Annotated in this window: 22 protein-coding genes; 16 read left to right on the top strand and 6 right to left on the bottom strand. The window is 71.7% G+C overall.

Annotated features, from left to right (window positions below):
* The first annotated feature begins 35 nt into the window (after window positions 1–35).
* Entirely contained in the window at window positions 36–617 is a 582-nt protein-coding gene (gene pth / locus BGO45_RS03775) for an aminoacyl-tRNA hydrolase (protein WP_292691047.1), read from the top strand.
* 12 nt (window positions 618–629) lie between these two features.
* Here the strand turns inward: pth and BGO45_RS03770 are convergent, their stop codons facing one another.
* The 3 genes from BGO45_RS03770 to BGO45_RS03760 all read right to left on the bottom strand — a co-directional run bounded on the left by BGO45_RS03770 (window position 630) and on the right by BGO45_RS03760 (window position 2,300).
* Window positions 630–968, bottom strand: a complete 339-nt coding sequence (locus tag BGO45_RS03770; protein WP_292691045.1) for a hypothetical protein — start codon at window positions 966–968, stop codon at window positions 630–632.
* A 225-nt stretch (window positions 969–1,193) separates the two neighbouring features.
* Window positions 1,194–1,712: a hypothetical protein gene (locus tag BGO45_RS03765; RefSeq protein ID WP_292691043.1), complete on the bottom strand. Its 519-nt coding sequence runs from the start codon at window positions 1,710–1,712 to the stop codon at window positions 1,194–1,196.
* 117 nt (window positions 1,713–1,829) lie between these two features.
* Window positions 1,830–2,300, bottom strand: coding sequence for a hypothetical protein (locus BGO45_RS03760; protein ID WP_292691041.1), 471 nt, complete (start codon window positions 2,298–2,300; stop codon window positions 1,830–1,832).
* A gap of 100 nt (window positions 2,301–2,400) precedes the next feature.
* Between BGO45_RS03760 and mfd the strand changes: the two genes are divergently transcribed.
* Entirely contained in the window at window positions 2,401–5,988 is a 3,588-nt protein-coding gene (gene mfd, locus BGO45_RS03755) for a transcription-repair coupling factor (RefSeq protein WP_292691039.1), read from the top strand.
* 57 nt (window positions 5,989–6,045) lie between these two features.
* Here mfd and BGO45_RS03750 read toward each other — a convergent pair whose 3' ends face one another.
* Window positions 6,046–6,999, bottom strand: coding sequence for an NAD(P)-dependent alcohol dehydrogenase (locus tag BGO45_RS03750; RefSeq protein ID WP_292691037.1), 954 nt, complete (start codon window positions 6,997–6,999; stop codon window positions 6,046–6,048).
* A 58-nt stretch (window positions 7,000–7,057) separates the two neighbouring features.
* Between BGO45_RS03750 and BGO45_RS03745 the strand changes: the two genes are divergently transcribed.
* The 3 genes from BGO45_RS03745 to BGO45_RS03735 all read left to right on the top strand — a co-directional run bounded on the left by BGO45_RS03745 (window position 7,058) and on the right by BGO45_RS03735 (window position 8,398).
* A complete protein-coding gene (locus BGO45_RS03745; protein ID WP_292691035.1) occupies window positions 7,058–7,522 on the top strand; it encodes a hypothetical protein in 465 nt (154 codons plus the stop codon).
* Window positions 7,522–7,737, top strand: coding sequence for a helix-turn-helix transcriptional regulator (locus BGO45_RS03740; RefSeq protein WP_292691033.1), 216 nt, complete (start codon window positions 7,522–7,524; stop codon window positions 7,735–7,737). Before BGO45_RS03745 ends, BGO45_RS03740 begins: the two co-directional genes overlap by 1 nt.
* A gap of 61 nt (window positions 7,738–7,798) precedes the next feature.
* Window positions 7,799–8,398: a gamma carbonic anhydrase family protein gene (locus tag BGO45_RS03735; protein WP_292691031.1), complete on the top strand. Its 600-nt coding sequence runs from the start codon at window positions 7,799–7,801 to the stop codon at window positions 8,396–8,398.
* A gap of 204 nt (window positions 8,399–8,602) precedes the next feature.
* Here BGO45_RS03735 and BGO45_RS03730 read toward each other — a convergent pair whose 3' ends face one another.
* Window positions 8,603–11,275: a phosphoenolpyruvate carboxylase gene (locus BGO45_RS03730; protein ID WP_292691029.1), complete on the bottom strand. Its 2,673-nt coding sequence runs from the start codon at window positions 11,273–11,275 to the stop codon at window positions 8,603–8,605.
* Window positions 11,276–11,465: 190 nt separating this feature from the next.
* On the opposite strand from BGO45_RS03730, the gene BGO45_RS03725 reads away from it, so the two are divergent.
* Entirely contained in the window at window positions 11,466–12,068 is a 603-nt protein-coding gene (locus tag BGO45_RS03725) for a MazG family protein (protein ID WP_292692850.1), read from the top strand.
* 165 nt (window positions 12,069–12,233) lie between these two features.
* Window positions 12,234–13,484 carry a histidine--tRNA ligase gene (gene hisS, locus BGO45_RS03720; protein WP_292692848.1) on the top strand — a complete coding sequence of 417 codons (1,251 nt, stop codon included), beginning with the start codon at window positions 12,234–12,236 and terminating at the stop codon, window positions 13,482–13,484.
* A gap of 15 nt (window positions 13,485–13,499) precedes the next feature.
* Here the strand turns inward: hisS and BGO45_RS03715 are convergent, their stop codons facing one another.
* Window positions 13,500–14,357, bottom strand: coding sequence for a helix-turn-helix transcriptional regulator (locus BGO45_RS03715; RefSeq protein WP_292691027.1), 858 nt, complete (start codon window positions 14,355–14,357; stop codon window positions 13,500–13,502).
* A 124-nt stretch (window positions 14,358–14,481) separates the two neighbouring features.
* Here BGO45_RS03715 and BGO45_RS03710 point away from each other — a divergent pair, with 124 nt between their 5' ends.
* The 9 genes from BGO45_RS03710 (at window position 14,482) to BGO45_RS03670 (ending at window position 23,842) form a co-directional block, all read left to right on the top strand.
* Window positions 14,482–15,930: an MFS transporter gene (locus tag BGO45_RS03710; RefSeq protein WP_292691025.1), complete on the top strand. Its 1,449-nt coding sequence runs from the start codon at window positions 14,482–14,484 to the stop codon at window positions 15,928–15,930.
* Window positions 15,931–16,003: 73 nt separating this feature from the next.
* Window positions 16,004–16,813: an SGNH/GDSL hydrolase family protein gene (locus BGO45_RS03705; protein ID WP_292691023.1), complete on the top strand. Its 810-nt coding sequence runs from the start codon at window positions 16,004–16,006 to the stop codon at window positions 16,811–16,813.
* An 88-nt stretch (window positions 16,814–16,901) separates the two neighbouring features.
* On the top strand, window positions 16,902–17,714 hold the full coding sequence (locus BGO45_RS03700; RefSeq protein ID WP_292691021.1) for a cytochrome c oxidase assembly protein: 813 nt from the start codon (window positions 16,902–16,904) through the stop codon (window positions 17,712–17,714).
* A gap of 31 nt (window positions 17,715–17,745) precedes the next feature.
* Entirely contained in the window at window positions 17,746–18,420 is a 675-nt protein-coding gene (locus BGO45_RS03695; RefSeq protein WP_292691019.1) for an O-methyltransferase, read from the top strand.
* A 96-nt stretch (window positions 18,421–18,516) separates the two neighbouring features.
* The gene (eno, locus tag BGO45_RS03690; protein WP_292691017.1) at window positions 18,517–19,797 is read left to right on the top strand and encodes a phosphopyruvate hydratase; all 1,281 of its coding nucleotides are present in this window, start codon (window positions 18,517–18,519) and stop codon (window positions 19,795–19,797) included.
* A gap of 171 nt (window positions 19,798–19,968) precedes the next feature.
* Window positions 19,969–20,574, top strand: coding sequence for a septum formation initiator family protein (locus BGO45_RS03685; protein ID WP_292691015.1), 606 nt, complete (start codon window positions 19,969–19,971; stop codon window positions 20,572–20,574).
* Window positions 20,575–20,622: 48 nt separating this feature from the next.
* Window positions 20,623–21,141: a DUF501 domain-containing protein gene (locus tag BGO45_RS03680; RefSeq protein ID WP_076493824.1), complete on the top strand. Its 519-nt coding sequence runs from the start codon at window positions 20,623–20,625 to the stop codon at window positions 21,139–21,141.
* Complete coding sequence (locus BGO45_RS03675) at window positions 21,138–22,448, top strand: S8 family serine peptidase (protein ID WP_292691014.1); 1,311 nt, start codon at window positions 21,138–21,140, stop codon at window positions 22,446–22,448. The genes BGO45_RS03680 and BGO45_RS03675 overlap by 4 nt, the downstream gene beginning before the upstream one ends.
* Entirely contained in the window at window positions 22,445–23,842 is a 1,398-nt protein-coding gene (locus BGO45_RS03670; protein ID WP_254845589.1) for an FAD-dependent oxidoreductase, read from the top strand. The genes BGO45_RS03675 and BGO45_RS03670 overlap by 4 nt, the downstream gene beginning before the upstream one ends.
* The last annotated feature ends 33 nt before the right edge of the window (window positions 23,843–23,875 follow it).

Raw genomic sequence — 23,875 nt, 5'->3', positions numbered from 1 at the left:
CAGGGTCCGCGGGCGGATCCGGAAGGATGGATGCCATGGCGGACACGTGGCTCATCGTCGGGCTCGGCAATCCCGGACCGCGGTACGAGGCGACGCGGCACAACATCGGCCAGATGGTGATCGATGAACTCGCCGCCCGGCGTCGCGAGTCGTTCCGTGCGCACAAGGCCAATGCGCGTGTGGTCGAGACGTGGGTGCGCCCGGGCGGCGCGAAACTCGTGCTCGCGAAGCCGAACAGCTTCATGAACGTCTCGGGCGGACCCGTTTCGGGACTGGCGCGGTTCTACGACATCGCCCCGGAGCGCGTCGTCGTCGTCCACGACGAGCTCGACATCCCCTTCGACACGATCAAGCTCAAGACCGGCGGCGGGCACGGCGGGCACAACGGTGTGCGCGATGTCGCGAAGGCGCTCGGATCGCCCGAATTCCCGCGTGTCCGGGTGGGCATCGGTCGTCCCGTCGGTCGACAGGACCCGGCGGACTGGGTGCTCGACCCGTTCGGCGCGAAGGAGCGGGAGACGCTCCCCATCCTGGTCTCGGACGCAGCCGATGCCGTGGAGTTGCTGGTCGAGGAGGGGCTCGTCCCGGCGCAGCAGCGTTTCCACGCCCCGCGCTGAGACCGCGGGCGGTCACCGCCTCCGCAGGGCGCGGGAGAGGGTGACGCACCCGAAGATCGCGGCGGCGACTCCGCTCAGGCACCCGCCGAGACAGCTGTAGTCGCCCAGGTCGGCCCACGCGGGAGTCGTCTCGCGGCGCAGGACTGCGGCGATGACGAGCAGGACCGTGCTGATCCCGCCGAACATCAAGAACGGGACGAGTCGCGACGGACGGATGGGGGGATCCGGCTCGGCGGCCGCCGTCGGGCGCGAGGGCGCGAGCACGGCCGTGTGCGCGGCGGCCGGCACCGGCGCGGCGTGGGGCGGGAGGCCGGGGGCCGCGGGCGAACCCGGGGGAGTGAGCTGTTGCATGGGAGTCCTCGTCCGATCCGGCCGGACGGTCCGGCTCCCGGCGAGGCTAGGAGGGATCGAGGCTCTCCCGCTCCGTGACCGCGTGAAATTGTGGACAACTCCAGCGGCCGACCGCCTGTGGAGGAGGGGTGGGCGGTTCCGGTGCCCCGCACCGACGACGAGAGAGCCTCGGCCGACCGGCCGAGGCTCTCTCGAGGAAGCGTGCGCGGTCGATCCGCGACGCGATCAGGACGCGTAGGGCGCCGCGCCGATACCTGCTCCGACGACGAAGAAGGCGAACACGATCCCGCCGCCGACGACGGACAGCACGATCGCGGCGATGCCCCATCCGCGTCCCCGGTTCTTCACCGCGGCGATGATGCCCTGCACGAAGCCCCAGAGGGCGAACGCTCCCCAGACCAGGAACGCGGCGACGGAGAGGGCGCCGGCCGCGAGGGCGATCTGGTTCGCGGCGGCGGGCAACGCCGCGGCGTCGACGTTGCCACTGCTGTCGATGGCGTCGGCGAACTGCGCGAGGCTCCCGCTCTGGATGCCGGCGAACACGGCGATGATCGAGCCGATCACGACGGCCAGCAGCGAGGCGGCGAACGCGACCACGCCCAGCCGGTTCGATCCCCGTGTGCGTGCGGGGGAGGCCGGTGCGGAGTACCCGGCGGGTGCAGCGGCGTACCCGCCCTGCGCGGCTTCGGCGCGAGTGGCCGGCGGGGGGTTGTGCGGCTCGGGGGGCGGCGGTGTGCTGGTCACTGTGTCCTCCAAAGGTCGTCGAGGGCATGCAGAACCCCCGTGCGGACAACCCTACGAAGCGATCGGCGATCCGCCGCCCGGGGTGGACGCGGCCGGGCCCGACCCGGTAGTGCGGTGTCAGACCGCGGCGCCGGCGAGCTCGCCCGCGCCGGCGGCGAGGGCGACGAAGACCAGCCCGGCGAACAGGAACGGTCCGAGTGCGGCGATGACGATTGCGGCGATGCCGGGCCCGCGGCCCGTGTTGCGGACGGTCGCCACGATTCCGACGGCGAGTGCCGCGATCCCCAGTGCCGTTCCGGACCAGAACGCGACCTCGCCCAGCAGCACGAAGTCCCGCACGGGCGAGAGGAGGCGCCAGTCGACGGACTGACCGCCGCGGGCGATGAACTCGGCGCCCGCGCCTCGCGCGATCCGGAACGACGCGAAGCCGGCGATCCCGGATGCCACGACCCCCGCGAGGATCGCCAGCACCAGCGCCAAGGCTCCGAGCGGTCGCCGACGCGGCGTCGAGGGGGGAGGCGTGAGGAGCGTCCCGACCGGCGGTGCGGCGTAGGGGGAGGCGAATCCGGGCACGCCAGGGGAGGTCATGACCCCACTGTACGACTCCGCGCGCGCGGGCCCCGGGACGGTTCCCGCCGAAGGCCGCGGTCCGAGCCGCGTGTCCGTGCCCCCGCGTAGGATGTGTCGAGTGACAGTTCCCGGGATCGTTCGCGCCCTCGAGCAGGCTGAGTCGTACCGGGAGGCCGCTGTCGCGGCATCCGCCGATCTGTCTCTCTCCCTCGTCGACGGGCTGGATGCGCCCGTGATCGCCGGTCTTCTTGAGCATCGGCGGAGTGCGGGGGCGCCGGGGGCGGTCCTGGTGATCGCGCCGACGGGGCGCCGCGCCGAATCGCTCGGGCCCGCGCTGGAGGCCGTGCTTCCCGGAGCCCAGGTGCTGCACTTCCCGGCGTGGGAGACGCTGCCGCACGAGCGCCTGAGCCCGAGTCCCGAAACCGTGGGTCGCCGGCTGGACGTGCTGCGTCGCGTCGCGGCCTGGGACGGGTCGGTTCCGCTCGTGGTCACCGCCTCCGTCCGCAGCGCGCTGCAGCCGCTCGCCCCCGGCCTCGGCGACGTCGAACCTGTGCACCTGCGCGTCGGGGGGCGCGGGCGCGAGCTCGACGCGGTCACCACCCGCCTGGTCGAGCTGGCCTACCACCGGGTCGACATGGTCTCGCGTCGCGGAGAGTTCGCCGTGCGCGGCGGCATCCTCGATGTGTTCCCGCCGGTGGCCGACCACCCGTATCGCGTCGAGTTCTTCGGCGACGAGGTCGACCAGATCCGCGCCTTCTCCGTCGCCGATCAGCGCTCACTGCCCGGTGAGGTGGCCGAGGTGTCGCTCGTCCCGAGCCGCGAGCTCCTGCTCACCTCGGAAGTGCGCGAGCGCGCCGCCGAGTTGCGCGACGGCTATCCGGGGCTGCGTCAGCTGCTCGAGAAGATGGCGGAGGGCATCCCGGCCGAGGGCATGGAATCCCTCATCCCGGTGCTCGTGGACGACCTCGTGACCCTCGTCGACTATCTCCCCGGCGGCAGCGCGGTCGCCCTCGTCGATCCGGAGCGCTCCCTCGCCCGGGCCACCACGCTCGGCGACACGAACCGCGAGTTCCTCGAGGCGGCGTGGTCGGCGGCGACCGCGGGCGCGGACACGCCCGTCGATCTGGGCGCCGGCGATTTCGTCACGCTCGACGACCTGCACGAGATCGCGAGCGGCCGCGGCGGCGTCTGGTGGCGCCTGAGCGCGTTCGATTCCGGTGCGGCGGATGCCGAGGCCGAGGGCCTCGTCGTGGGCGACGACTCCGCGCACCGGGTGAAGGCCGACCCCGTGCCGTCCTTCCAGGGCAACGTCGACGGGGCGACGGCACACGTCGGGGAGCTGCTCGCCGACGGATGGGCCGTGGTGGTGACGGCATCCGGTCCGGGGCTCGTGGACCGGGCGCGCGACGTGCTCGCTGAACGCGGGATCGCGGCGCGCAAGGTCGATGACGTTCGCACGCCGCCCGAGCCCGGGGTCGCGCACGTCGTGTGCGCCTCGCTGGAGCGCGGGTTCGAACTCACCGAGGTGAAGTTCGCCGTCATCACCGAGACCGAGTTCTACGGTCGCTCCGTCGGCAACGACAACCGCGGGGCGAAGAAGCTCGCGTCCCGTCGGCGCAACGTCGTCGATCCGCTGCAGCTCAAGCCCGGCGACGTCGTGGTGCACGCGACGCACGGCATCGGCAGATTCATCGAGCTGACGCAGCGAGAGGTGTCGAGCGGTGGGCGCAACGCCGTGAAGACCACGAAGGAGTACCTGGTCCTCGAGTACGCGCCCGCCAAGCGCGGCTACCCGGGCGACAAGCTGTTCGTGCCCACGGATCAGCTGGATCTGCTCTCGAAGTACGTCGGCGGCGAGGCGCCCGTGCTGTCCAAGATGGGCGGCAGCGACTGGGCCGCCGCCAAGGGACGCGCCCGCAAGGCGGTGCGCGACATCGCCGTCGAGCTGGTGAAGCTCTACTCGGCGCGCATGGCGGCGAAGGGCTACGCGTTCGGCCCGGACACGCCGTGGCAGCGCGAGCTGGAGGAGGCGTTCCCGTTCGCCGAGACGCAGGACCAGCTGCAGACGATCGACGAGATCAAGGCCGACATGGAGAAGCCGATCCCGATGGACCGGCTGCTGTCGGGCGATGTCGGCTTCGGCAAGACCGAGGTCGCTGTGCGCGCCGCCTTCAAGGCGATCCAGGACGGCAAGCAGGTCGCGATGCTCGTCCCCACGACCCTGCTCGTGAAGCAGCACCTCGAGACGTTCGCGGAGCGTTTCGCCGGGTTCCCCGTGACCGTGCGTCCCCTCTCGCGCTTCCAGAGCGACAAGGAGGCGAAGGCCACGCTCGCGGGGCTCACCGACGGCACCGTCGACATGGTCATCGGCACGCACCGGATCCTCACCGAGAAGGTGATCTTCAAGGATCTCGGGCTCATGATCATCGACGAGGAGCAGCGCTTCGGCGTCGAGCACAAGGACGCGCTGAAGAAGCTCAAGACCAACGTCGACATCCTCGCCATGAGCGCCACGCCCATCCCGCGCACGCTCGAGATGGCGGTGACCGGGATCCGCGAGATGTCGACGCTGGCGACCCCGCCGGAGGATCGGCATCCGATCCTGTCGTACGTGGGTCCGCGCAACGACAAGCAGATCGCCGCGGCGATCCGGCGCGAGCTGCTGCGCGAGGGCCAGGTGTTCTACGTGCACAACCGGGTGTCGTCGATCCAGCGCGTCGCCGCGCACCTCGCCGAACTCGTGCCCGAGGCCCGGATCGTCGTCGCGCACGGCCAGATGGGCGAGCACGCGCTGGAGCAGGTCGTCGACGACTTCTGGGAGCGTCGCGCCGACGTCCTCGTGTCGACCACGATCATCGAGACGGGCCTGGACATCTCGAACGCGAACACGATCATCATCGACCGCGCCGACAAGTACGGTCTGTCCCAGCTGCACCAGCTGCGCGGACGCGTGGGTCGCGGGCGCGACCGCGCCTACGCGTACTTCCTGTACGACGAGATGAAGCCGCTGTCCGAGACAGCCGCCGACCGTCTCGAGACGATCGCGGTGAACAACGATCTCGGCAGCGGCATGCAGGTCGCCTTGAAGGACCTCGAGCTCCGCGGCGCCGGTAATCTGCTCGGCGCCGAGCAGGCCGGTCATATCGCCGGTGTCGGGTTCGACCTGTACCTCCGCATGATCGGCGAGGCCGTGGCGACCTTCCGCGGCGAGGACACCGAGGGTCCCACCGAGCTGCGTCTGGAGCTGCCCGTCGACGCGCGCCTGCCCGAGACGTACATCGACAGCGAGCGGCTGCGCCTCGAGGCGTACCAGAAGCTGTCGGCCGCGGCATCCGCTACCGCGAAGGACGACGCGATCGACCTCGTCGTCGATGAGCTGCGCGACCGGTACGGCGAGCCGCCGGTCGAGGTCGAGGGGCTGATCGCGGTCGCGCGCCTGCGTCGTCGGGCTGCGCAGGCCGGTCTCGCGGACGTCGTGGCCATGGGCTCGAACCTCCGCATCGCCCCCGCGCACCTCGCGGACTCGATGCGCGTGCGTCTGCAGCGTCTGTACCCCAAGGCGAAGCTCGTCGCGAACGGGGACGCCATGGTCGTCCCGCTCCCGCAGGACGCCGATGACGCGAACCTCATCGCGTGGGTGCGTCAGCTGCTCGACGCTCTGTGGCCGCTGCCGACGGAGAAGACCGCCGAGACCGCCTCGGCGTGAGCGGACGGATGCCATGATCGGACCCCTCGTCACGGTGACCGAGCCCGCCTGACCGCCTCAGGGGCGCACCAGGATGCTGCCCGTCTTGTGACCGGAGTCCACGCGGGCGTACGCCTCGGCGATCCGTTCCAGCGGCAGGACCGCTTCGATCACGGGTGTGAGGGTGCCCGCGACGATCCCGTCGAGCAGGTCGCCCACGAGCTCGCGACCCGCCCCCGCGGTGCCGGTGATCACGCGCGCCCTCGGCGTGATCGTCTCGGCGAGCGTCGCCGCCGCGAGGATCACGCGGCCGTCCGGAGACAGCAGGGGCGCGGCGGTGTCGGGGTGCAGGGCGCCGACCGTGTCGAAGACGACGTCATAGGGACCGGGAAGGTCGGACAGCGACGTCGAGGCGCGGTCCACCGCGTGGTGCGCTCCGAGACGCGAGAGCAGGGCGAGGTTGCCCTCGCTCGCGGTGGCGGTGACCTCCGCCCCCAGGGAGCGGGCGATCTGCACGGCGTGCGTTCCGACGGCACCCGCGCCGCCGATGACGAGGACGCGCTCGCCGCGACGCAGCCGCGCGCGGTCGCGGAGGAACCAGAGAGCCGTGGTTCCGCCGAACAGGACCGAGGCGGCCTCGTCGTCGCTCACCCCGTCGGGGATCCGGACCAATCGCTGCTCGGGGACGGCGGCGAACTCGGCGTGCGCGCCCATCCGCATGTCCGTCATGCCGCACACGCGGTCACCGGGACGGAGATCGGTCGCGCGGGGGCCGGTCTCGACGACGCGACCGGACAGCGCGATGCCGAGCACCGGCCGACGGGGACCCCGCAGGCCCAGGGCGATCCGACCGGGGACGCCGAATCCGGCGGGGAAGCGGGCGCCGCGGATCCGAGCGTCACCGCTGTTGACGGATGCGGCTGCGACGTCGACGACGACATCGGTTCGCACGGCCCGCGGGCGGGGGCGGCGCTGGATGCGGACGACCTCGGGGGGTCCGTAGGCGTCGACGACGGCCGCGTTCATGTCCATGGTGACTCCTCGGTGTCAAAGATTCTTGACATCGGATCGTGCCCGTCCTACGGTCGAAATGTCAAGTTTTCTTTACACGGAGGCCGCGATGTCGTTCGAGGAGCGCAACACCTGGGCGGGGCTGATCGCCAGTGTCCCCGGCGTGCTGGTGTACACGATCTGGATGCTCGTCGTCGCACGGGACACCGCCGTCGAACGCATCGACTGGGTGTGGCCGATGGTCTCGACCATCGTCGCGAGCATCCTCGTGGCCATCGCCGTGAGCATCGCGTGGGGGATGGCGCAGTCGCGCCGCGATCCCGACACCGACCACCGTTCCGACGTGCGCGATCGCGAGATCGCCGCACAGGGCGACCGCGTCGGTCAGGCCTTCCTCGTGTTCGGCGGGCTGGCGGGGCTGGTGCTGTGCGCCGTCCAAGCGCCGCTGTTCTGGATCGCCAACGCCGTCTACGCGGGCTTCGCGCTGTCCGCGATCATCGGCAGTCTCGCCCGGCTCGCCCTGTACTACCGGGGGATGCCGTGATGGCGAAGCCCACTCGCGTCACGAACAGCATCCGCGAGCATCGCGAGCGCGCCGGCACCACCCAGGCCGAACTCGCCCGCCGCCTCGGCGTGACGCGCCAGACGGTCATCGCCATCGAGCAGGGACGGTATTCGCCGAGCCTGGAACTCGCCTTCCAGATCGCGGGCGAGTTCGGGGTCGGTCTCGACGCCGTCTTCGCGTACGACCACGAGTGAGCGTGTCCTCCCCGCCGCCCGCGGGACTACGCTGACGGGCACCGACGGGAAGGACGCCGCCATGCGCTTCGCTCACCTCGGGGCCGAGCCCCGCATCCACCCCGACGCCGTCGTCGCCCCCACCGCGGTCGTCAGCGGGGACGTCACCATCGGTCCCGGATGCCAGGTCCTCCACGGTGCTGTCCTGACCGCCGAGGGCAGCCGGATCGTGCTGGGGGAGAACACCATCGTGATGGAGAACGCGCTGCTGCGGGCGAGCTCCACGCACGCGGTGCACGTCGGTGCGCACACGCTGGTCGGACCGATGGCGAGCGTCGCGGGCGCCGACATCGGCGACGAGGTGTTCCTCGCCACGGGCACACGCGTGTTCAACGGCGCGCAGATCGGCGACCGCAGCGAGGTGCGCATCAACGCGATCGTGCATCTGCGCACGGTGCTGCCGCCCGAGACGGTCGTGCCGATCGGGTGGGTCGCGGTCGGCGACCCCGTGCAGCTGCTCTCGCCCGACCGGCACGACGAGATCTGGGCGGCGCAGAAGGAACTCGACTTCCCGGGATACGTCTTCGGTCTCGATCGCGAGACGCCGGACCTCATGGTGCAGCTGACCGAGCGCTACGGCCGCAGCCTCGCCCGGCACGCTGCCGACCGCCGTCTGGACTGACACACGGGCGCCCGGCATCCGGATGCCGTGCCGTCGTGCAGTGCTGTGCCGTCGCGCGGAGTTCATCGGCGACTCGCCGTCGAAGGTCAGCCGTGAGCGGCGTGTCGGTCCTGGAGTCCGCAGGACGGTACGCGGGGCGTCGGTCGGGAACGTGGAAGCGCCGACGCCCCGAAGGACGCCGGCGCTTCCACGTATCGGAACGGATCAGCCCGTGTTCTGCAGACCCGCCGCCACGCCGCTCACCGACAGCAGCAGCAGACGCTGGTGCTCGGCATCCGGGGTCGGGTCTTCGGCGTCCACGTCGCGGAGCGCGCGCAGAGCCCGCAGCTGCAGGAGCGACAGCGCGTCGACGTAGGGGCTGCGCATCTTCACCGCGCGCTGCAGCACCGGCTTGTTGCCCAGCAGCTCGCCGCCCGTGATGCGCTCGACCCACGTCCGGGTGAGGAGCATCTCGTCCATGACGAGTCCCGCGAGGTCGTCGCGGTCGCCGAGCGCCAGGTAACGGCGGGCGATCCGCGCGTCGGCCTTGGCGAGGCTCATCGCGACGTTGTCGATCATCGTGCGGAACAGCGGCCACTGCTCGTACGCGTCGCGCAGGCGCTGCTCGTCGCCGACCGCGTCGAGCGCGGTGCCGAGGCCGAACCAGCCGGCCAGGTTGATGCGCGCCTGCGTCCACGAGAACACCCACGGGATCGCGCGCAGGTCTTCCAGCGACTCCACCGACAGCCCGCGTCGGGCCGGGCGCGAACCGAGTGCGAGGTGCCCGAGCTCCTCCATGGGCGTGACGGTCGCGAACCACGGTGCGAAGCCGGGCGCCTTCACGAGGGCGAAGAACCGCTCGCGCGAGGCGACGTCCATCGTCGCGGCCACGTCGGCGAACGCCTCGGCCGCCCCGCGGTTGCGACGCTCGATCGAGGGCGAGGATGCCGTGAGCACGGCCGCCGCGACCTGGTCGATGTGCCGCATCGCGATGTCGGGGTCGCCGTAGCGCGCGAAGATGACCTCGCCCTGCTCGGTGAGCTTGAAGCGACCGTCGACGGAGTGCGGGGGCTGCGCGAGGATCGCGGAGTTGGCGGGACCACCGCCGCGCCCGAGCGCACCGCCGCGGCCGTGGAAGAGCGTCAGCTCGATGCCCTCCGCCTCGGCCCACGTCGAGATCTTCGCCTGCGCCTCGTACAGCGCGAGGTTCGCCGCGACCGGTCCGACGTCCTTCGACGAGTCGGAATAACCGAGCATGACCTCGAGGCGGCGGCCGGTGGCATCCAATCGGCGGACGAACGCGGGGTGCTCCACGATCTCGGCCAGGATGCCGGGGGCCGCCTGCAGGTCGGCGAACGTCTCGAACAGCGGGATGACGTCGAGCACCGGCAGCGCTTCGTCCGGGCCCATCGCGTACGACGCGAGCTCGTGCACGTTCGCGAGGTCTTCCGCGGACTGCGTGAACGACACGATGTAACGGCCGGCCGCGCGGGGCCCGAACCGTTCCTGCACGTAGGCGATGGAGCGGAAGACCTCGAGGACCTCGTCGGTCAGCTCGCTGCGCGCCGCGCCCGAGCGCAGCTCGTCGAGCACCTTCCGGTGGACGGCGGAGTGCTGACGCACCTCGAGCTCGGTGAGGTGGAATCCGTAGGTCTCGACCTGCCAGATCAGGCGCTGCAGCGAGCCGTAGGCCTGGCGTGCCGCCCCGGCGGCGACCAGCGAGTCCTGCACGGTGCGGAGGTCGGTCAGCAGATGCTCCGGGTCGCGGTAGGCGAGGTCGGCATTGCGCGTCCGCGTCGCCGCGATCTTGCGGGCGAGGAGCAGCAGGATCCGTCGGTGCGGCTCCGCGGGCGACCGCTCGGCGATCTCGGCCGCGGCGTCTTCATCGGCGGCGCGCAGCCGGTTCCACAGCGCCAGCAGCGCGTCGCTCGGCGGGGTGGTCTCGGCATCCAGGGTGAGGCCCCGGCCGACCCGCAGGGTCGTGCGCTCGAGGCCCAGGAGCACGTGCTCGCTCGCGATGGCGGCGGCCTTGCGGGTGACGGATGCCGTGACGAACGGATTGCCGTCGCGGTCTCCACCGACCCACGAGCCGACGCGTACGAACGGCTTCACGATGGGGGCCTTCGCCCCGGCCGCCTCGCCCTGGAGGATGTCGTCGATCCGGCGGTAGACGCGCGGAACCGCGGTGTACAGCGTCTCGTCGAACACCGCCATGACCGAACGCACCTCGTCCACCGGGGACGGCTTCTCGCGGCGGAGCGGCGCCGTGCGCCACAGCGTGTCGATCTCCTCGAGCATGCGGCGCTCGGTGCGGCGGACCTCGGTGTCGTTCTCGGCGGCGGCGTCGTGCTCGCCGAGCAGCTCGGACAGGCGGCGGATGCTGGTGGAGATCGCGCGGCGGCGGGCCTCGGTGGGGTGCGCCGTGAAGACGGGGTGGAACCGGAGCGCCTGGAGTCGGGACAGGGCGGTCTCCTCGCCGACCTCGCCGGCGAGCCGTTCGAAGGCCGCGGCGATCGTGTCGGGCGTGCCGCCGCGGGAGGGTCGGTCACCGCGCTCGCGGAGGACACGGACGCGCTGGTGCTCCTCGACGAGGTTGACGAGGTGGAAGTACGCGGTGAATGCGCGGGCCACCTCGTCGGCGCGGGCGATCGAGAAGCCGTCGGCGATGGCCGCGGCGCGCTCGAACGCTTCGGGCGTCTCGTCGGTGTACGCCTGGATCGTCGCCGATCGCAGCTTCTCGACGTCGTCGTACAGGCCGGGGGAGCCGCTCTCTCGCAGTACCCGGCCCAGCAGGGAACCGAGCAGGCGCACGTCGGCGCGCATCTGCTCGGGAAGCTCTTGGCCGGCTTCGAAGCGGCCCACGAGGTCGATGGCCTCGGTCGGGGTCAGTTCACGCACACGCCCCAGGATAGTTGCGTCACGTTGCGGCCAGATCACGTGGTACCCCTCGGGCGACACAAACGGCGGGAGTTGTGCCGGGCTCGGCGCGCGGGACCCGGGACCGGGGGATACTCGGCACGAGCGGCGCATGGATGCCGCGGGAGGAGGGACCGTGAGCGACGACGCGTTGCGCGAGGCCGCCGAGACGATGCGCGCGGTGCGCGAGCGCTGCGTCTGGACGCAGACGATCGACCACCGCGACCTCGTGCCGTACCTGGTCGAGGAGAGCGCCGAGGTCATCGACGCCGTGGAATCGGGGACCCGGGCCGACCTGAAGGAGGAACTGGGCGACCTGCTGTGGCAGGTGCTGTTCCACGCCGAGATCGCCGCGGGCGACGCCGAGGATCCGTTCGACATCGACGACGTGGCCCGCGGGCTCACCGAGAAGATGGTCCGTCGCCACCCCCACGTGTTCGGCGACGCCGTGGCATCCACTCCCGAAGAGGTCCTCGTGCACTGGAACGCGGCGAAGGCCGCGGAGAAGCGCGAGCGCACGAGCGTCCTGGACGGCGTCTCCGAGCACATGCCTTCTCTCCCCCTGGCGCAGAAGGTGCTCGGCAAGGCCGCGCAGGTCGGCGTCGTCGCCCCGGCGCATCGCCTCGCGGACCCGGCGAGCGAGGCCGAACTCGGCGACGCCCTGCTCGTGCTGGTGCAGCAGGCCCGCGCGCACGGGTGGGATGCCGACCGCGCCCTGCGCGAGCGCGTCCGGCGCCTCTCGGCCGAGGTGCGCGCGGCGGAATCCGGCGAATGAGGCGCCAGATCACGTGATCTGGCCGAGATCGCACGTCGCGACGCGCCGCAGCGGGTGCTTTCGACGAGTGCACGTGATCCGGCGCGCCACGCGACACGCCCGCACGGTCGTCGCGGCCGAGCCTGGAACAATGGAGACGTGGCATCCGTGAACCCGCCGCGCGGCATGCGCGACTTCCTCCCCGCTGACAAGGCCCGTCGCGAGCGCGTGCTCGCCGTCATCCGCGAGCGCTATCGCGCGCACGGCTTCGACGAGATCGAGACGCCGGTCATGGAGGAGTACTCGCGCCTGCACGCCGGCATGGGCGGCGACAACGAGAAGCTCTCGTTCAGCATCCTCAAGCGGGGGATGGATGCCGAGGCGATCCGCGCCGCGGCCGAGGATCCGTCAGCGCTGGCCGACCTCGGGCTGCGGTACGACCTGACGGTTCCGCTCGCCCGGTTCTACGCGACCAACCGCGCGCAGCTGCCGACGGTGTTCCGCGCGATCCAGATGGCACCCGTGTGGCGCGCGGAGCGGCCGCAGAAGGGGCGCTACCGCCAGTTCGTGCAGTGCGACATCGACATCATCGGCGACGCCTCGTCGCGCGCGGAGGCCGAGCTGATGACCGCGAGCCTCGACGTGCTCGACGCGCTCGGGCTCGAGGGCGGCGTCATCCGCGTCAACGACCGGCGCGCGCTCGACGCGATGCTCGACGTGTTCGGCTTCCTCGCGGAGGAGCGCCCGGGCGTGCTCATCACGATCGACAAGCTCGACAAGATCGGGACCTCCGGGGTCGTGGCCGAGCTGCGCGAGCGGGGCGCGACCGCGGACGCCGTCGACGCTTTCGCCGCCTACCTCGACCGGCCGGGCTCCGACGACGCGGGCTTCGATGCGGCCGGCATCCGCGCGGCCCTGCCCGACGGCATCCCGGACGAGATCGTCGACCACCTCGTCGCCCTCGGCGACACCGTCGCCGCCGCGCGCGGCGCCGAGGCCCCCCTGCGGTTCGACCCGTTCCTGGTCCGCGGCATGGGCTACTACACCGGCACGATCTTCGAGCTCGCGCACCCGAGCGTCGACTACTCGCTCGGCGGCGGGGGCCGCTACGACGGCATGATCGGGCGGTTCCTCGGACAGGAGGTCCCCGCGGTCGGCTTCTCGATCGGGTTCGAGCGGATCGTCGACCTCCTCCAGGATGCCGACGACTCGGGCGAGCGGTCCCTCGTGCTGGTCCACGATCGCGACGTCCCGCTCGCGCAGCTGCTGCGACTCAAAGCCGCTCTGGTGGCCGAGGGCGCCCGGGTGCGCCTGGAGCAGCGGCCGAAGAACCTGAAGGCGCTGCTGGAGCGCTCGCGCGCCGACGGCTACGCGTCGTTCGCGACGGTGCGGGCCGACACCACCGTCGACTCGCTGGAGATCAAGCCCCTCGACTGACCGCGGCGCCCAAGGTCAGGCGACCGCGCTGATGAGCGCCTGATCGGGGTGCTCGGCCGCGAGACGTTCGAGGCGCGCCGCCGTCGCGGCATCCCTCGGCGAGAACCACACCACGCGCGATCCGAGACTCTCGTCGACCCACATGCTCGACATCTCGAGGTGCAGCTCGCCGACCCGCGCATTGACCAGGTGCTTCACCTGGTGGCGCTCGCCGCCGACGTCGCCGCGACGCCAGAGCTCGGCGAAGCGCGGCGAGGCCGCCTCCAGGTCGGTGACGAATCGCTGCCACGACGGTTCGTCGTGATGGCGTCCATAGGCGGCGCGCAGGCGAGCTGCCGCTCGTCGTTGCGCGTGATCGATGTCGACGTGCGCGCGCTGCCACGTCTCGTCGGTGAAGAGCAGGACCGCGCAGTTCCGCCGCTCCGTGGGCACCTCGTCGAGATCGTCGAACAGATAGCGATACGCCCGGTTGTACGCGCGGATCTCGAAGCGCGACGTCTGGAGCGCCGCCGGATACGGCAGCAACTTCTCGAGGAGGTCGAGGTGCGGGGTGTCGACGCACGCCCGCGCCTCCCGCTCGGGGCGAGGCAGGTCGGCGAGCGCGAAGAGGTGGTCGCGCTCGTCGTCGGTCAGGCGCAGGGCGCGGGCGATCGCGGTGACGACCTGAGCGGATGCCGCGATCGGCCTGCCCTGCTCGAGCCACGTGTACCAGGTGAGACCCACGCCGGCGAGTTGCGCGACCTCCTCGCGGCGGAGTCCCGCGACGCGGCGCCGCGTGCCGTCGGGCAGGCCCACGTCGGACGGCTGCAGCCGGGCACGTCGCCCGCGGAGGAACGCCGCGAACTCGGCGCGTGATTCGTCCGATCGGGTCATGGCGTCTCCTTCCGACGCGAGCCTACGGGCCGGGGCGACCACGGGCGGAGGTGAGGGGAGTGGTTTCAGTACCAGGATGAGCAGGCTCCTGGTACCAGGATCCCACCGCCCTCATGCTGGCACCATGACCACTTCCGCGCACCCCGCCACCGGCACCGCGCCCGCGCCGACGGCATCCGTCTCCCCGGCGGTCCCCACCTGGCGCTACATCGGTTTCCTCCTCGGTCCCGGCGTGGGCACGTTCGCTTTCAACGCCGTCACCGTGATCCTCCCGACCCTGCGCGACCGCTTCGGCTCCGACGACGTCTCGCTCGAACTCGTCATCGCCGGCTACGGCATCCCCTTCGCCGTGCTGCTCATCCTCGGCGGCCGCCTGGGCGACCGTTTCGGACGCCACCGTCTCTACGTCGTGGGCATGGGGCTCTTCCTGGTGTCGGCGGTCGCCTGTGCGCTCGCGCCGTCTGTCGCGATGCTGATCGTGGCGCGCATCGTCCAGGGGGTGGGCGCGGCGCTCTGTACCCCGCAGGTGCTCGCCACCATCCAGGCGACCTCGACCGGCGTCGCACGCACGCGCGCCATCGCCGCATTCGGTGCGAGCGGCGGAATCGGCGCCGCGGTCGGTCAGGTCGTCGGCGGCGCGCTCGCCGCGATGAGCTTCGGCGTCGTGGAGGGATGGAGGGCGGTGTTCGTGGTCGTCGCGCTCGTCGCCGCAGCGGCGATCGCGCTGGCCCCGCTGGCGCCCCGCAGCCGGTCGCACGAGCACGTCGCGATCGACCTCGTCGGCACCGCCGCGCTCGGGATCGGCATCCTGGCCGCGTCCGTCGCCTTGACGTTCGGTCCGGCGTGGGGCTGGGCGTGGCCGGTGTACGTCGTGCTCCTGGTCGCCGCGGTGGCGCTCGTCGCGATGTGGCGGCACCAGGATGCCGTGGAGCGCAGCGGTCGCGTCCCCCTGCTGCCCCCCAGCGTGCTGCGTCTGCGCCCGCTGCAGCTCGGCCTGCTGTCGGCGGCGCTGTTCTTCGCCGGATACTCGGCGTTGCTCTACGTCTTCCCGCGCGCCGTCGAGCAGGGCGGCATGACGTCGCTGCAGGCGGGCCTCGCGCTGCTGCCGTTCGCGGTGGTGTTCGCGGCTGTCTCGCTGATGGTCGCGCGGGTGCAGGCCCGCCTCGGCGATGCGACGCTCGCGTGGGGCGTCGGGCTGCAGCTCGTGGCCCTCGTCACGATGTCGGCGACCGTGGTCTTCGCCTGGGGCGCCGACATCGGACTGTGGCTGCAGCCGGCCCTGGTGCTCCTCGGCGTGGGGCAGGCTCTGATCTTCTCGCCGCTCACGCAGCTCGTCGTGCGGGAGGTCCCCGTGCAGGCCGCGGGTCTGTCGGGCGGGATGTTCAGCACCGCCCAGCAGCTCGCGCTGTCGTTCGGGGTGATCGTGATCGGCGGGGTGGTGTCGTTCACGGGCGTCGTCGGCCGTGACGAGCTGCTGGCGGGGCTCGCCCTCGACGTCCTGTTGGCGACCGCGGTGCTCGTCCTCGCGCTCGTGCTGCGGGCGCGGGGCCGGCGGCATCCCGCCGACGCCTGAGCAAGGCCGGGGTCCGAGTGCGCACACCGCTCCGCGTCACCCTCCGTTCACCGCGCCGCGATGGGATGACGGTATGCGGAGGCGTCGACCGATCACGGTGACCGTGGCATCGTCGGTCGCGGTGCTCGGCACCGCCGCGGTGGGGGTGCGCACCCTCATCGCGCGGCAGGCCGCGATCGCCCGCCGACGCATCGGCAAGCCGCTCGGCGAGCAGGCCCTCGATGCCGACCGCGTCTGGCGACGGAAGAAGCATTCGGGCACTCCGGTCGAGTTGCTCCTGCTCGGCGATTCGATCGCCGCGGGTCTGGGCGCCGGTCACCGTCGCGACACGCTGGGGGCCCGGCTCGCGAAGGGGATCGCGCGTGCCGAGGGGCGTCCCGTGCGCCTGCGGACCGCGGCCGTGGTCGGCTCGGAGACCTCCGCGCTCGCGCGGCAGGTCGCGGCCGTCCCGGAGTCCTCCCGCGCCGACGTTGCGGTGATCGTCGTCGGCGGCAACGACGTGACGCACCGGATCCCCGCTGCGCGCGCCGCCGGGCAGCTCGAACAGGTCGTGCGCGACCTGCGCGGCCGCGGCATCCCCGTGGTGGTCGGGACCTGCCCCGACCTGGGCACGCTCCGCGCGATCCCGCAACCGCTCCGCGCGCTCGCGGCGCGCTCCTCGCGCCAGCTCGCCGCGGCGCAGGCCGCCGCCGTGCATCGTGCGGGCGGACGGGTGGTGGCCCTCGCCCGCGCCGTGGGACCGGTGTTCGCCGAACGCCCGGAGGAGATGTTCAGCGTCGACCGCTTCCACCCCAGCGCGCTCGGATACCGGCGCACCGCCGACGCCCTGCTCCCCGCGGTGCTGGCCGCGCTGCAGAAGACCGAGGTCCCGGCAAACGCATAGCCGTCCGGCCTACCGTTCTGGCACGCCTCCTCTGCATGTCCTCCTGACCACCTGGCACGCCGCGCCCGTTCCGCTCGGCGTGATCCTCGTGGCATCCGCCGCGTACATCGCCGGGGTGGTGCGCGTCCGCCGACGCGGCGAGCCCTGGCCGGTGCTGCGCACGATCGGGTTCTTCGCCCTCGGCCTCGCCCCGTACGCGCTGATCGAACTGGGGTTCCTCGGGACGTACTCGGCGGAGCTGCGCTGGGCGTTCTCGACCCGCATCGCGCTGCTGATCTTCGCGGTCCCCGCCGGCATCGCCGCGGGACGTCCGCTGGAGCTGTACTCCCGCGCGACGGGCGACCGGGGCCGGGCACGACTCGATCGCCTGCTCGCGACCCGCTTCGTGCGGATCACCGGCAACGCGATGGTCGCCACCGTCGTGATCGCCGCGGTGTTCTGCCTCTTCCTCACGCCGGTGGCCGGCATCCTGCGGGTGAACCCCGTGATCGAGGCGTCCCTCGGGATCGTCGTGCCGCTGGTGGGTCTCGCGATGGTGCTGCCGATGATGGCGCTCGGTGCGGTCCACACCGGGACCTTCATCGCGATCGAGTTCCTGCTCGCGTTCGTCGAGCTCCTCATCGATTCCGTCCCGGGCCTGCTGCTCCGCCTCAACGACACGGTGCTCGACCTGGTCCCGGATGCCGGACAGGCGCTGTCGTGGTGGCCTTCCGCGCTCCACGACCAGCATCTCGCCGGCGACCTCATCTGGTTCATCGCCGAGTTCGCCGACGTCCCGATCCTCGTGATCCTGATGGTGCGGTGGATGCGCACCGACCGCGCCGAGGCGATGGGCTTCGACGATCTCAGCGACGAGGAGTACGACGAGATGACCCGCGCCCACCTCCACGGACCCCGTTGACCGGCGGACGGAGCTTCGTCAGGCTGGGGGAGTGCCCACACACGACGACGTCGACGGCTTCCTGACCGACACCCTCATCGGCCCCGACCCGGCCCTGGATGCCGCGCTCGCCGCGCAGCAGGAGGCCGGGCTCCCCGCGATCGAGGTGTCGCCCGTCACGGCCAAGCTCCTGCACCTCCTGGTGCGGATCAGCGGCGCGCGGCGGGTGCTGGAGATCGGAACGCTCGGCGGGTACTCCACGATCTGGCTCGCTCGGGCGCTCCCGGAGGGCGGGCGCGTCGTGACCATCGAGGCCGAGGAGCGCAACGCCGGAATCGCCCGCGGCAACCTCGCCCGGGCCGGGGTGGCCGACCGCGTCGACGTCCGTGTCGGACGGGGTCTGGACGTGCTGCCGAGCCTCATCGGCGAAGAGCCGTTCGATCTCGTCTTCGTCGATGCCGACAAGGAATCGAACCCCGGCTACCTCGACTGGGCCGCACGGCTCGGACGCCCCGGCACGGTCGTCGTGCTCGACAACGTCGTCCGGGCGGGCGCCGTCGCCGACCCGCCGCCGGGCGACTCCAAGGTGGCGGGAGCACACGCGGGCGTCGTGATGCTCGGTGAGGACCCCCGCTTCGACGCGACCGCGCTGCAGACGCTCGATCGCAAAGGGTGGGACGGTCTCGCGATCGCGATCCTCACCGACGCCGTGGCATCCGCGGTCTGATCCCGACCACACACGCTCCGACCGCGATCACTAGACTCGACCACGGACCGACGACGCTCCGCCCTCTTCCACCCAAGAACCAACGAGGAGTCCTTCGTGGCACTTATCGAGGCTGTCAACGCGCGCGAGATCCTGGATTCGCGCGGTAACCCGACCGTCGAGGTGGAGGTGCTCCTCGACGACGGAATCGTCCAGCGGGCGGCCGTCCCCTCCGGCGCGTCCACCGGCGCGTTCGAGGCCTACGAACTGCGCGACGGCGACAAGAGCCGCTACAGCGGCAAGGGCGTGCTGAAGGCCGTCGCCGCGGTCGTCGACGAGCTCGGCCCCGCCATCGAGGGCGTCGAGGCCAGCGAGCAGCGCATCATCGACGAGATCCTCATCGAGACCGACGGCACCGAGAACAAGTCGCGCACGGGCGCGAACGCCATCCTCGGCGTCTCGCTCGCCGTCGCCAAGGCCGCAGCCGACAGCGCCGACCTGCCCCTGTTCCGCTACCTGGGCGGACCGAACGCGCACCTGCTGCCCGTTCCGCTGTTCAATGTCATCAACGGCGGCGAGCACGCCGACAACGGCATCGACTTCCAGGAGTTCTTCCTCGCGCCCATCGGCGCCGAGACCTACGGCGAGTCCCTCCGGTGGGGCACCGAGGTCTACCACGTCCTCAAGGGCGAGCTGAAGTCCGCGGGATACAACACGGGTCTCGGCGACGAGGGCGGCTTCGCCCCCGACCTGCCGAGCAACCGCGAGGGCCTCGACTTCCTCATCCGCGCGATCGAGAAGGCCGGCTTCACCCCCGGCAAGGACATCGCCGTCGGCCTCGACGTCGCCGCCACCGAGTTCTACAAGGACGGTGTCTACACCGTCGAGGGCAAGGAGTGGAGCGTCGACACGCTCGTCGACTACTTCGCCGACCTCGTCGCGAACTTCCCCATCGTCACGATCGAGGACGCCCTCGCCGAGGACGACTGGGACGGCTGGAAGAAGCTCACGGATGCCATCGGCTCGAAGGTGCAGCTCGTGGGCGACGACCTGTTCGTCACCAACCCGAAGCGCCTGCAGCAGGGCATCGACCTCGGTGTCGCCAACTCGCTGCTGGTGAAGGTCAACCAGATCGGCACGCTGTCCGAGACCCTGGATGCCATCGCCCTCGCGACCCGTTCGGGCTACACCTCGATGCTCTCGCACCGCTCCGGCGAGACCGAGGACACCACGATCGCCGACCTCGCCGTCGCGGTGAACGCCGGCCAGATCAAGACCGGTGCGCCCGCCCGCAGCGAGCGCGTCGCGAAGTACAACCAGCTCCTCCGCATCGAGGAGGACCTGGGCACCGCCGCGGTCTTCGCCGGCCGCTCGGCGTTCCCGCGTTTCAAGGGCTGAACGCACGCGCGCCAGAAGGGGGGAGCCGGTCGGCTCCCCCCTTCGTCGTCGGCGGGCGCGGCCGAGGGGATGCCCTGAGCGCGGCGCGTCACCCGGGCGAGGGGACGGGTCGACGTAGAGTCGGATACCGGCCGTCCCGGGCAGTGGCGCGGGTGTGAGGAAGGAGACGTCGTGGACCGACCGACGCTCCCGTCCCCCCGCGGACGGAACGAGACGCCCGCTCCCGCCGCGGGGAAGCCCCGGCGTCCGCGTTCCCGGCCGACGGGCGACTCCGCTGCCCGTCCGCAGGTCGCGCCCCGGAGCCGTCCGACGCCGCGGCGTGTCGACGTCCGCGAGTGGCTCGGCGGGCTGCGCGTCTCGGGGTTCGTCGTCATCATGCTGGGTCTGGTGGTGCTCGGCACCTTCGTGCTCGTCCCGACGGTGGGGACGTACATGGACCAGCGTCAGCAGATCCAGGCCCTCCGCGGTGCCGTCTCGCTCAGCGAGAGTGAAGTGGCCGATCTGCAGTCGCAGCGCGAGCGCTGGTCGGACCCCGCGTACATCACGACCCAGGCGCGGGAGAGGCTGTACTACACGATGCCGGGCGAGGTCGTGTATCTGATCGACGACGACCTGCCGGCCTCGGAGGCCCCGCAGGAGCAGCAGGACGTCTCGCAGGACGTCGGCCAGACCCGGACCGACTGGATGTCGCAGCTGGTGCGTTCCGTGACCTCGGCGGGTGCCGTGCCGGTCGCGGTGCCGAGCGTCGGGGTGCCCGACCCGTCGCCCACTCCCTGATCGCCGCGCCGACCGAGCGTGTCCGGCCCGCCGGGTACCCTGGAGGCGATGAGCACCCCGCCCCTGCCCCCCGCATCCGACGCCGACCTCGACGTGCTGCAGTCGCAGCTCGGACGGGTCCCGCGCGGAGTCGTCGGCATCGCGGCGCGGTGCGTGTGCGGCAATCCGACCGTCGTCGCCACGTCTCCGCGGCTCGACGACGGCAGCCCGTTCCCGACGTTCTACTACCTCACGCACCCCGCGGCCACGGCGGCGATGTCGGTCCTCGAGGCCGGACACGTCATGAAGGAGTTCTCCGACGAGCTCGCCGCCGACGATGACCTGCGCGCCGCGTACGCCGCGGCGCACGAGGCGTACCTGCGCGACCGCGCGGTGTACGGCGAGCCCGACGAGATCGCCGGGATCTCGGCCGGGGGAATGCCGACGCGGGTGAAGTGCCTGCACGCCCTCGCGGGCCACGCGCTCGCCGCCGGTCCGGGCGTGAACCCCATCGGCGACCTGGCGCTGTCGCGGGGCACCTGGTCGCCCGAGCGTTGCGAGTGCGAGACCCCCGGGGCGGGCGGATGAGACGCGTCGTCGCAGCCGTGGCATCCGTCGCCTTGGGCGTCGTGATGCTGACGGGGGCGGCGACGACCCCGACCCCGCAGGACTCCGCCGATCCCGTCCGCGCGGCGGAGTACTGGCTCGATCAGTACGGCATCACCGAGGCGTGGAAGACCACGCGCGGCGCCGGCCAGAAGATCGCGATCATCGACACCGGCATCGCGCGCGGCCCGGTCGAGTTCTCCGGAGCCGTCGTCGGCGGGACCGACGTCTCCGGCGTGGGCGCGCCCGACGGGCGCACTCCGGTGGGCGCGGTCGATTCCAACCACGGCAGCTGGGTCGGTTCCCTCGCCGCGGCACGGGGCACGGGCGACGGCAAGGGCATGATCGGAGTCGCTCCGGAGGCCGAGCTGCTCTCGATCTCGGTGGGCTTCGGCTCCGTGACGTCGAAGCCCTTCACCGAGCAGATCGTGGATGCCCTGCACTGGGCCGTCGACCAGGGCGCCACGGTCATCAACATGTCGTTGACCACGAACACCCTGGACTGGGATCAGAGCTGGGACGAGGCGTTCCAGTACGCGTTCGATCACGACGTGGTCGTCGTCGTGGCCGCGGGCAACCGGGGGAGCGGCACCTCGAGGGTCGGAGCCCCGGCGACCATCCCGGGCGTCCTCGCCGTCGGCGGCGTCGACCCGTCGGGGATCGCGAGCAACGACGCCTCCACCCAGGGCATCACGATCGGTCTGTCCGCCCCGAGCGAGCGCCTGCTCGGTGTGTCGGCCGACGGCTCGCTGGTGCAGTGGAACGGCACGAGCGGCGCTGCGCCGATCGTCTCGGGCATCGCGGCGCTGGTCCGCGCCGCGCATCCGGGTCTGGATGCCGACAACGTCCTCAACCGGCTGATCCGTACGGCCAAGTCCGGTCCGGGTGCGGGATCCGGTCAGGACAAGCTCTACGGGTACGGACTCGTCGACGCCGCCGCGGCGGTGTCCACGGCCTCGGTGCCGTCGGTGTCGTCCAATCCGCTCGGTGATCTGGCCGAGTGGGTGCGGTTGTACCGGCGCGCGAACGCCCCCGCGCCCACCGGGGCGCCGACCACGGCACCGGTCGAGATCCCGGCTCTCCCGCCGGTGGAATCCGCGCCGCGGGCGTCGTCCCCGCTCCTGCCGACGCGGGACAGCCTGCTGTACGGCACGCTGCCGCTCGCGGGCGCGACCCTCGCCGCTATAATGATCACGCTCGGCGTCAGTGCTGCTGCCCGGCGTATCCGTAAGGCGCGCATTTCTCGCGAGCCGAGCCGCACCACAAACCAGGAGTCTCTTCCATCGTGACCAGCACCGTGCCCAAGATCCTCATCGTCGGCGGAGGCTACGCGGGTTTCTACACTGCGTGGAAGCTCGAGAAGCTCCTCGGCCGCAACGAGGCCGAGGTCACTCTCGTCGACCCGCTGCCGTACATGACGTACCAGCCGTTCCTCCCCGAGGTCGCGGCCGGTGAGATCGAGCCCCGCCACGTCGTGGTGGGTCTGCGTCGTCACCTCAAGCGCACCACGGTCATCGCCGGAAAGGTCACGGGCATCGAGCACGCGACCAAGACCGCGACGATCACGCCGATCGCCGGCGATGAGACGTGGACGCAGGAGTACGACCAGATCGTCGTGACCGCCGGTGCCGTCTCGCGCACGTTCCCGATCCCCGGCATCGCCGAGAACGCCATCGGTCTGAAGACGATCGAGGAGGCCGTCGCGATCCGCGACCGTCTGACGTCGAACTTCGACAAGGCGTCCGTCCTCCCGGCCGGCCCCGAGCGCGACCGCCTGCTGACCGTCGTGGTCGTCGGTGGTGGCTTCGCCGGCATCGAGGTCTTCGCCGAGCTCCGCGCGTACGCGTCCTCGCTGCTGAAGCAGTACCCGACGCTCACCTTCGACGACACGCACTTCCACCTCATCGAGGCGATGGGGCGCATCATGCCCGAGGTGTCGCAGAAGACGAGCGAGTGGGTGCTCGCCGACCTCGCCAAGAAGGGTGCGTTCGTGCACCTCGACACGCAGGTCAAGGGCGCCGTCGACGGGGTCGTCGAGCTCTCCACCGGTGAGCAGCTGCCCACCGACCTCATCATCTGGACCGCCGGTGTCATGGCGAACCCCACCGTCGTCCGCGGCAGCGACCTGCCGGTCGAGGAGCGCGGCCGCATCCGCACCCGCCCCGACCTGCGCGTCGGCACCGACGAGGAGTTCGTCGAGGGTGCCTGGGCCGCCGGCGACGTCTCGGCGGTGCCCGACCTGTCGGGCGGCGGCGTGGGCGGCTTCTGCGTCCCGAACGCGCAGCACGCGGTGCGCCAGGGCAAGCTCATGGCCAAGAACATCGTCGCGGTCCTCCGTGGCGAGGAGCCCAAGCAGTACTTCCACAAGAACCTCGGTGCCGTCGCCGGACTCGGTCTGTACAACGGCGCGTTCCAGTCCGGCAAGATCGCCCTCACGGGTCTGCTCGCGTGGTTCGCCCACCGCGGCTACCACGGCCTCGCCATGCCGACGTGGGAGCGCAAGTTCCGTGTCGTCGGCGACTGGGTGCAGAACTTCTTCCACGGCCGCGAGGTCGTCTCGCTCGAGGCCGTGCAGACGCCGCGTGCCACGTTCGAGGAGTTCGCGGCCCGGCCGCGCCCGGCGCAGCCCGCGGCCGAGCCGGCTCCCGCCGACAAGAAGCCCGAGGCCGTCGCGGCCAAGTGATCTCGGTCGAAGCCCCCGCACCGTGTGTGCGGG

This window comes from Microbacterium sp. 71-36 (assembly GCF_001898305.1).
Classification (GTDB): domain Bacteria; phylum Actinomycetota; class Actinomycetes; order Actinomycetales; family Microbacteriaceae; genus Microbacterium.
The sequence above is the reverse complement of the archived record's forward strand: the minus strand, read 5'-3'. Positions and strand labels throughout refer to the sequence as shown.

What these genes read in the sequence shown, in the direction of transcription:
- BGO45_RS03745 (WP_292691035.1), top strand. Translation starts at nt 7,058, where the DNA reads ATGTCAAGTTTTCTTTACACGGAGGCCGCGATGTCGTTCGAGGAGCGC.
- BGO45_RS03680 (WP_076493824.1), top strand. Translation starts at nt 20,623, where the DNA reads ATGAGCACCCCGCCCCTGCCCCCCGCATCCGACGCCGACCTCGACGTG.
- BGO45_RS03715 (WP_292691027.1), bottom strand. Translation starts at nt 14,357, where the DNA reads ATGACCCGATCGGACGAATCACGCGCCGAGTTCGCGGCGTTCCTCCGC.
- BGO45_RS03760 (WP_292691041.1), bottom strand. Translation starts at nt 2,300, where the DNA reads ATGACCTCCCCTGGCGTGCCCGGATTCGCCTCCCCCTACGCCGCACCG.
- BGO45_RS03770 (WP_292691045.1), bottom strand. Translation starts at nt 968, where the DNA reads ATGCAACAGCTCACTCCCCCGGGTTCGCCCGCGGCCCCCGGCCTCCCG.
- BGO45_RS03705 (WP_292691023.1), top strand. Translation starts at nt 16,004, where the DNA reads ATGCGGAGGCGTCGACCGATCACGGTGACCGTGGCATCGTCGGTCGCG.
- hisS (WP_292692848.1), top strand. Translation starts at nt 12,234, where the DNA reads ATGCGCGACTTCCTCCCCGCTGACAAGGCCCGTCGCGAGCGCGTGCTC.
- BGO45_RS03675 (WP_292691014.1), top strand. Translation starts at nt 21,138, where the DNA reads ATGAGACGCGTCGTCGCAGCCGTGGCATCCGTCGCCTTGGGCGTCGTG.
- pth (WP_292691047.1), top strand. Translation starts at nt 36, where the DNA reads ATGGCGGACACGTGGCTCATCGTCGGGCTCGGCAATCCCGGACCGCGG.
- BGO45_RS03750 (WP_292691037.1), bottom strand. Translation starts at nt 6,999, where the DNA reads ATGGACATGAACGCGGCCGTCGTCGACGCCTACGGACCCCCCGAGGTC.
- BGO45_RS03710 (WP_292691025.1), top strand. Translation starts at nt 14,482, where the DNA reads ATGACCACTTCCGCGCACCCCGCCACCGGCACCGCGCCCGCGCCGACG.
- BGO45_RS03735 (WP_292691031.1), top strand. Translation starts at nt 7,799, where the DNA reads ATGCGCTTCGCTCACCTCGGGGCCGAGCCCCGCATCCACCCCGACGCC.
- BGO45_RS03725 (WP_292692850.1), top strand. Translation starts at nt 11,466, where the DNA reads ATGCGCGCGGTGCGCGAGCGCTGCGTCTGGACGCAGACGATCGACCAC.
- BGO45_RS03740 (WP_292691033.1), top strand. Translation starts at nt 7,522, where the DNA reads ATGGCGAAGCCCACTCGCGTCACGAACAGCATCCGCGAGCATCGCGAG.